A 7,351-nucleotide genomic window follows, 5' to 3' on the forward strand; every position below is an offset into this window, starting at 1 on the left:
ACCTTCAACACAAACGCCATCATCACTCTGGTCTAAGGCCGTAAATTACCAGCCGCCCGCCAGACGGCCAATTCGCCTTTCAGCAACTCAGTATTCCATTGCCGGCACAAAGACTGTCACAAGATCCGCCTCTTAGCGCCACGGACGACGGCGCTCCGCTCAGGCCGGAGCGCCGCCACATAGGCAGGACCGATCAGTCAGCCTTTTCAAAAGCCGCCGTAATTGTAAGCGCCACATTGTCCCCCACCAGCGGCGCATATTTGCTCACGCCGAAATCCGTACGCTTGATCTGGGCCTTTGCATGAAAACCGATGGTGTTCGCCTTCGTCAGCGGATTTACACCCGCACCGCCGAACGTGGCGGCCAGCACAACCGGCTTCGTCACGCCATGCAGCGTCAAATTGCCGCTAATATCCGCCGTAGTCGCGCCAGTCTTGGTCACCCCAGTCGATACGAACCGGATCGTTGGATATTTTGCGGCATCAAACCATTCCGCTCCCTTCAGTTCTGCATCAAGGATCGCATTCGTGGTCGAAAGCGCGCTTACAGGCACGGACACATCCAATTTGGTCGCCGCCAACGACGCTGGATTGATTGCCATCGTGCCCGTCGCATTCGGGAAAGTCCCGAAATAGTCATTGAACCCCAGATGGTCCAAGGTGAACAGAACAAGCGTGTGATGGCTGTCCAGCTTGTAATTGCCCGCTTGAACCTTGCTGACGTCAGGCACCCCCTGGGCGGACAGAGGCGCAGAAGCGCCTGCGGCAAACAACAGGGCGGCAAGATAGATATTTTTCATGCGAAACTCCTGGATAACAGATATTTTCAGGGAAATTTTTGTCAGGTTAGGATGGCGTCTGGATCGCCATATGCGCCGGTTCAGATCCTGCCTGACCGGGCCCCTTGGGGGAGCGGCGAGTTAACCCAGCCTTGCCTTAAGCTCGATATTCTCCCGATACAGCCGCACCAGATGCTCGAACACGCCTTCCGTATAATCCTGGAGAGTGCCGAACGTCCCCACATCAAGGCCCTGCCGCTTGGCGAAAAGGGCAATAATGTCGTCCGATCCGTTGATATATTCCCCTTCGGACAGCTTCACGGACGGATAGGTGATTTTCTCGAAATGCGGCGCCAGCTCCTCGCTGACAGAGCGCTCATCCGGCGTGTCCGGGTCAAAAGCTTTTATATCAACCTCAGGAAGAAGGCCCGCCTCCAGCAGAAAAAGGCGAACCTTCATACAGAATGGGCAGCCCCGTTTAAGATAGACGATAGGAGTTGGAGCGGATTCTTGCACAAAACTCTCCCAATATACGAAGCGTTGACCAAAACATGGTCAAACATCCGCAAGAAAATTTACAACTTATCGGGAATGGTACCTAAATACCCTCTTGGAATGCGCAAGTCGGCACAATTTGAATACCAGAAAACATCTTTGTTACTCGGCAGAAAAGCGCCTTGCCCTCTCCATGGGAGTCAAATCTCTTTGCGGTCTGAACCCGTTTCTCGACAACGAGGTCCGCGCTTGAGCAAATCACCTTTCCAGAAATGGCGTGATTTTCCCGTATCAACGGACGAGTTAAATCGGCAATAGCTGAGAAAGCGCCAGCCAAAACGCATAGCGCACCGCCATATATGCTAAGGATAGGATAATAAGAGCGATGCCTGAACCGGGGTTCGAAACGGAAACGCCTGCGATCAGCTTGAATGCGTTTTTAGCAGGGATTCAAGAGCATGATGGTTCTTATCAAGCGCAATCGATCCGCCAATGGTCACAGGGCCGCACCCTGTATGGCGGACTGACCACGACCACTTGTGTTGCGGTGGCGACGCGCGCCTTCCCTGATCTGCCCCCCCTGCGATCGGCGCAGATTGTCTTTTCCGGGCCAACCGCCGGATTGCTGGATTTGAAAGCCGTCTCGTTGCGTAGAGGCCGCAATAGTGCAGTCATCCGCGTGGACATGGTGGCTGACGACGTGATCGCAGCCTCCGCGCTTCTCACTTTTGCCGCAGCAAAGCCCTCCCATATCGCGCATTCCACGCTGGCGATGCCAGCCGTGCCTTCCCCGGACCAATGCGAACCATTTTTTGGCGCAAATACCCGCGCACCCCGCTTCGCGTCCAATTTCGACATGCGATTGGCCGCCGGCCACCGGCCCATCAGCAGTTCGTCGGAAACGCGATGCGCGGCATGGATCAAATATATCGATTACCCGGCCGGGAATGATACTCAGGCGCTTGTTGCGCTCGCTGATGCGTTGCCGCCAGCGGTAATTGCGCAATATACCGGCCCATCGCGCATCAGCTCGATGACTTGGGGCCTGGATGTGCTGGCGACCTCCAGCAACAACGGATGGAAACTCCTGCAATCGACCAGCGAATGGGCAGCCGACGGCTATTCCAGCCAAGCCATGACATTATGGGACAGCGACGGAACCGCGCTGGCGGTGGGCAGGCAGCTTATCGCATTGTTCGAATGATGCGCACCTCATGATGTCGATTGCTTTGCGCAATCGACATCATGAGGCCAACTAAGGCAAAATCTCGAAAAGGCCGGCGGCCCCCTGTCCACCGCCGATACACATTGTCACGACAGCGAATTTTCCACCCCGCCGGCGTCCCTCGATCAGTGCATGCCCCATCATCCGGGCGCCGGACATGCCGTAAGGATGCCCGACGGAAATCGCGCCGCCACTGACATTCAGACGGTCCGCGGGAATGCCCAGCTTATCCTGGCAATAAAGAACCTGCGAGGCGAAAGCTTCGTTAAGTTCCCACAGATCGATATCCTCAATCGACATCCCGGTTCTTTCCAGCAACCGCGGCACTGCAAAGATAGGGCCGATGCCCATCTCATCTGCATCGCAGCCAGCCGTCGCAAAACCCCGGAACACACCCAGCGGTTTGATCCCGCGCCGCGCGGCTTCAGCGCCCGACATCATGACGCACGCGCTGGCGCCATCCGACAATTGCGATGCATTGCCAGCGGTTACCGTAAACCCATCCCCCCGGACCGGTTTCAGACCGCTCAACCCCTCCAGCGTGGTGGACGGGCGATTCCCCTCATCAGCCTCCAGCAATACATCGGTCAGTGACGTTTCTTTCGTCACCTTGTCCGTCACTTTCTTGGTCGATGGAAGCGGTACAATCTCCGCATCGAAACGCCCCGCCTGCTGTGCTGCAGCGGTCCGGCGCTGGCTTTCCAGAGCATAGGCGTCCTGACGATCGCGCCCTACTCCATAGCGCGATGCGACGTTTTCCGCGGTATCAATCATTGCGGCATATTGACCCGGAACATGTTCCTCGATCCACGGATCCCGGTTGAAAAAGACGTTCGTATGGTCGTTTTGCACAAGGCTGATCGATTCACACCCGCCGGCCACCACCACGGGCACTTTGTCCACGATAATACGATGCGCCGCCGTAGCAATGGCCTGCAGACCCGAACCGCATTGGCGGCTGACTGTCGCGCCTGATACTGACGAGAGCAGCCCTGCGCGGATCGCCGCATTGCGGGCAAGATTATTGCCCTGAGTCCCTTCCGGCCTGGCGCTGCCGATGATCACTTCCTCGATTTCCGCAAGATCAACTCCAGCACGCGCGATCGCGTGGCTGATGGCATGGCCGGCAAGCGTCGGCGCCGGCGTCTGATTGAATGCACCGGTATAGGCCTTGCCGATGGGCGTGCGGGCAGTCGAGACGATGACAACGTCAGTCATAAGAAGTTTTCCCGTAAATGCGGCGATGTTCGCCGGCGGCGAGGTCCTCGGCCTTTTTCAATTATGTTGTCAATATAAGAGGATGTTTCTTATATCGAACGATCTCAACTGTGCTTTTTACATATGCACGGGAATAGCGATTTCCCGCGAATTACATCTCTATCCGACAACATCACTTCATTTATCTTTGCAAATATCGCAAAGTTGTTTGCCAACTTGCTCCTATGGTGCGAACCCGGCCCCGGCTTATGCTCCCGCGTCAGGCAAGGCATGTTGATGCAACTTCGCTAGAGGAGCAAAGCATCTTGCTGCACCCAAAGAGGTGAAACGGTCGAACGGGCCAGGAGGGGAGTGGATGGCTAAGCTTAAAGATTGGGCCGTCGTATTTCTGTTGACGGGGGCTGTCATCCTGTCGTTCGTTGATCGCTACGCTTTCGCGGTCCTGTTGGATCCGATCAAACAGACCATGCACCTGAGCGACGGGCAGATCGGCCTGCTCAACGGCATTGCGTTCGGCCTTTTCTATGCGTGCATGGGCCTGCCGCTTGGATGGTTGGCCGACAAATGGAGCCGTAAAGGCACCATCATGGTTTGCATCGCGGCATGGAGCGCCGCCACCGCTTGCTGCGGCCTCGCCCGCAATTACACGCAACTTCTGGCCGCGCGGATCGGAGTGGGAGCTGGAGAGGCAGGGCTGGTGCCAAGCGCCTATGCCATCATGCACGATCGCTTCGACAAGGCGTCGCTCGCCAAGCCTTTCAGCGTCTTTACCCTGGGCGGCCATGTTGGCGCTGGCGCCTCTCTTTTGATCACAGGGTTCCTGTTCGGCTTCTTCAGCAGAGATGGCGGCGCTGGGTTCATGAGCGGCCTGCTGGCGTGGCAGAAGACATTCGTCGTCATTGCCTTGCCCGGCATCATTTTCGTCCTGCTGGTCGCCTTCATTAGAGAGGCCCCTAGGACAACCGCTGCCGATGCTCGTGTCGAGAAGGGATTTTTCCGCCTCGTGAAGGCGCAAATCGGTACTTACACCTTGCTCTACGCCGGAATGGCCGGAATGTTGTGCTGCACGATGGGGTTGCTGAGCTGGATGCCAGCAGTTTTCATAAGGGAATTTGGCTTTACCCCAGGCGAGGTCGGCGCATCCTATGGCGCAATCGTTCTGATCGTTGCGCCCTTCGGCGTATTCGCTGGCGGCTTTGTGGCGGACGCGCTTCAGAAGCGTGGATATGAGGCGGCGCATCCCGTTGTGCTTCTCAGTGGGCCGGTACTGACATTTCCTCTGATCTGCCTCCTGCCATTTGTCGGCGCTGCTACGCCAATGCTTTTCCTTGTCGGAGCCTTGCATTTCTGCGTAGCCATTCCGCAGGGCGTTGCCGCAGCCTATATCCAGATCATCACCGCGCAACCGATCAGGAGCCGCATGTCAGCCGTCTATGTCATGGTTGGCAATGTGACCGGACTGGGGCTGGTGCCCGTCTCCATCGGCTATCTGTCTGATCTTTATGCAGGCACCGAAGGCGGGCTGAGAATGGCAATATTCTATGTGTTGGCGGCTTCGTTGGCGACAGCGCTTGTCACATTGGGAATGCTGTTCGTGCGTCAGCGAAAACCCGCCCCTGTTGGCAATAGTGGCGGTACCGTGAGCGTCTAAAATATAAACCTTCGGCTTCTCCTGTAATCGAACTGACAACAAAACGGGCCGCTGCATCATCCGATACAGCGGCCATTTAGTTGATACCTGCAATGAGCGGCAGCCATAACGACAAACCGGCGCGTAGATCTTCGCCACACGCCGGCCTGACCGATATTCTGTTCGGCTCTATCAGCCGAACAGCGATGCATATCCGCGACTATCAGACGCGCGGCTTGATCCAGTCGGCAATGGACTGCGCCACTTCCTCAATATAATTGGGGCCGTCATCGAAATAGTGGCCGCCTGGACGGATCTCCAGGCTCTTGTCGGTCGATCCGAGCAAGTCATAGATCTTTTTCGTATCGCTGAGGAAGCATGAGACGTCATGGGTTCCCTGGATAACGAAGGATGGCACCGTGATGTTGGGAAGGTGAAGTTCGCTATGCACCTTCGACGTTTCCAGGCTCCACATGGAAAGCCATGTCTTGAACGAGCTGACCCGGCCCAGAGGGGGCGAAAGCCGATTGGACATTTCGGGATCGCCGGTTGCGCAACGCGGAACCGGCCGATCGGAAGGATCGATCGTTCCGTCAATGAACCGCAGATCCGCCATGCCGCGGTGCAACAGGAATAGGCCGTCCGGGATTCCGGCGGCATTCAACCGAGCAAGCTCCGACTTTGCGAAGTCGGTGATCCGCTGGTTCCGTGCCCGCTGGGCGGCGCGGTACCGCGTGATGAACTCCTCGGAGAATGGAGGGCCATTTTTGGGGTTGTAGGGATTGAGGGACTCATCAGTCGCGATCGGATCCTGCTCGTCAATGACCGAGCCATCCATCCAGTTCGTCATCACCTCAGGGCGACCCGAATGCCCGTTAAGGGCAATATAGAGATCTCCCAGAGGCAGATCTTTCAGAGCTTCGCGAATGTCCGGCTTGGCATCCTCGAAAAGCGCGCCCTTGTCCTGCGCTATCGACTGATATGCAGCCATCAGCGAACAACCGCCGGAATTGCCAAGGAGGACGACCGTTTTTACGCCTGCGACTTCGCGGAGCCATTTCACGCCCTGACCGATGTCGACCATTGCGGTCTCAAGCAGGAACTGATCCTCCGCGCCGCGGAAACGCGTGTTCCAGCCGAGAAAGCCAAAGCCGTGGCGCGCAAGCGCATGGCCAAGATAATGTTCGCTATAGTCGGTGCAATAATGGGTCGCGATAAGGGCGACTTCAGGAAGTTTGCCCGCTGGCTTGCGATAGATGCCCTGGCCCGCGTGCGAACCATTCCGGTAACGCGGCGCGCCCACCGAGGGCAAACCGACAAAGATTGAGTCAACGTCCGGATCTGTAAGTTCGGTCATGCCGTGCCTCCATATAGTTATTCAATTGTGTTGCCCGCCTGAAAATCCTGCGCCTTTGGAAGGCGGGGTTTGCGGATGAACCTTTTGCCGCGCCGGAAATGGCGCGATCAGGATTGCGGATGAGGATGGGAGTTTGCGATGTGTCATTACCCCTCCCAGAGTGTGAGCCTGTCACATGCCTGCCCATTCTGTTTCTACAGAAGAAGCGCCCGAAATTCGTTGGGCGGCTAGTCACAGAGATAGGAGGGCGACTCCATCGCCCTTTGGGCAAATGAGCCTTGCCAGGTTATGGCATGACCTGCCGGCTGCAAATAACAGCGAACTATCCTGCCTATCACCTGAAGGCGTTGAGCCTGACGCGCTCTGGTGGACTCCTGTCGGGCACATCGAAGCTCCAAACCAGTTTAAGGAACAGGTGGAAGCCATCGCCTATCAGCCGAAACTGACATTTCAGGCCTCCACCGCGCCCCGCCCCACCCACTCTGAAAATCCGACGGCGAAGATGCAAGCCGCCCTTAAGACCCTTCAATCCGAACACCCCGACGCACCGATTGAACTGATGCGGCGTAAGCTTTTATCAGGCAGTTACGGTCTCGCGTTCACTGGTCCAGCTCGACGCATCATCAGCGGTCGCGGGTTCGTAGGCGA

At 56.9% G+C, this 7,351-nt stretch carries 7 protein-coding genes; 3 read left to right on the top strand and 4 right to left on the bottom strand.

Annotation, left to right across the window (positions count from 1 at the left end; translation table 11 throughout):
• Positions 1-193: 193 nt before the first annotated feature.
• Entirely contained in the window at positions 194-799 is a 606-nt protein-coding gene (locus BHQ40_RS23435) for a YceI family protein (RefSeq protein ID WP_070158134.1), read from the bottom strand.
• A gap of 120 nt (positions 800-919) precedes the next feature.
• Complete coding sequence (locus tag BHQ40_RS23440; RefSeq protein ID WP_070158135.1) at positions 920-1,294, bottom strand: glutathione S-transferase N-terminal domain-containing protein; 375 nt, start codon at positions 1,292-1,294, stop codon at positions 920-922.
• A 364-nt stretch (positions 1,295-1,658) separates the two neighbouring features.
• Between BHQ40_RS23440 and BHQ40_RS23445 the strand changes: the two genes are divergently transcribed.
• Positions 1,659-2,477, top strand: a complete 819-nt coding sequence (locus BHQ40_RS23445; RefSeq protein WP_070158136.1) for a thioesterase family protein — start codon at positions 1,659-1,661, stop codon at positions 2,475-2,477.
• 51 nt (positions 2,478-2,528) lie between these two features.
• Here the strand turns inward: BHQ40_RS23445 and BHQ40_RS23450 are convergent, their stop codons facing one another.
• On the bottom strand, positions 2,529-3,716 hold the full coding sequence (locus tag BHQ40_RS23450; protein WP_070158137.1) for an acetyl-CoA C-acyltransferase: 1,188 nt from the start codon (positions 3,714-3,716) through the stop codon (positions 2,529-2,531).
• Positions 3,717-4,071: 355 nt separating this feature from the next.
• Here BHQ40_RS23450 and BHQ40_RS23455 point away from each other — a divergent pair, with 355 nt between their 5' ends.
• Positions 4,072-5,367: an MFS transporter gene (locus BHQ40_RS23455; RefSeq protein WP_070158138.1), complete on the top strand. Its 1,296-nt coding sequence runs from the start codon at positions 4,072-4,074 to the stop codon at positions 5,365-5,367.
• Positions 5,368-5,569: 202 nt separating this feature from the next.
• On the opposite strand, the gene BHQ40_RS23460 is transcribed toward BHQ40_RS23455, so the two are convergent.
• Positions 5,570-6,703, bottom strand: a complete 1,134-nt coding sequence (locus BHQ40_RS23460) for an alpha/beta fold hydrolase domain-containing protein (RefSeq protein ID WP_070158139.1) — start codon at positions 6,701-6,703, stop codon at positions 5,570-5,572.
• A 271-nt stretch (positions 6,704-6,974) separates the two neighbouring features.
• On the opposite strand from BHQ40_RS23460, the gene BHQ40_RS26595 reads away from it, so the two are divergent.
• A partial coding sequence (locus BHQ40_RS26595) for a hypothetical protein (RefSeq protein WP_216094921.1) occupies positions 6,975-7,351 on the top strand: 377 nt, incomplete at its 3' end.

Source organism: Sphingobium phenoxybenzoativorans, assembly GCF_001757355.1.
Classification (GTDB): Bacteria; Pseudomonadota; Alphaproteobacteria; order Sphingomonadales; family Sphingomonadaceae; genus Sphingobium; species Sphingobium phenoxybenzoativorans.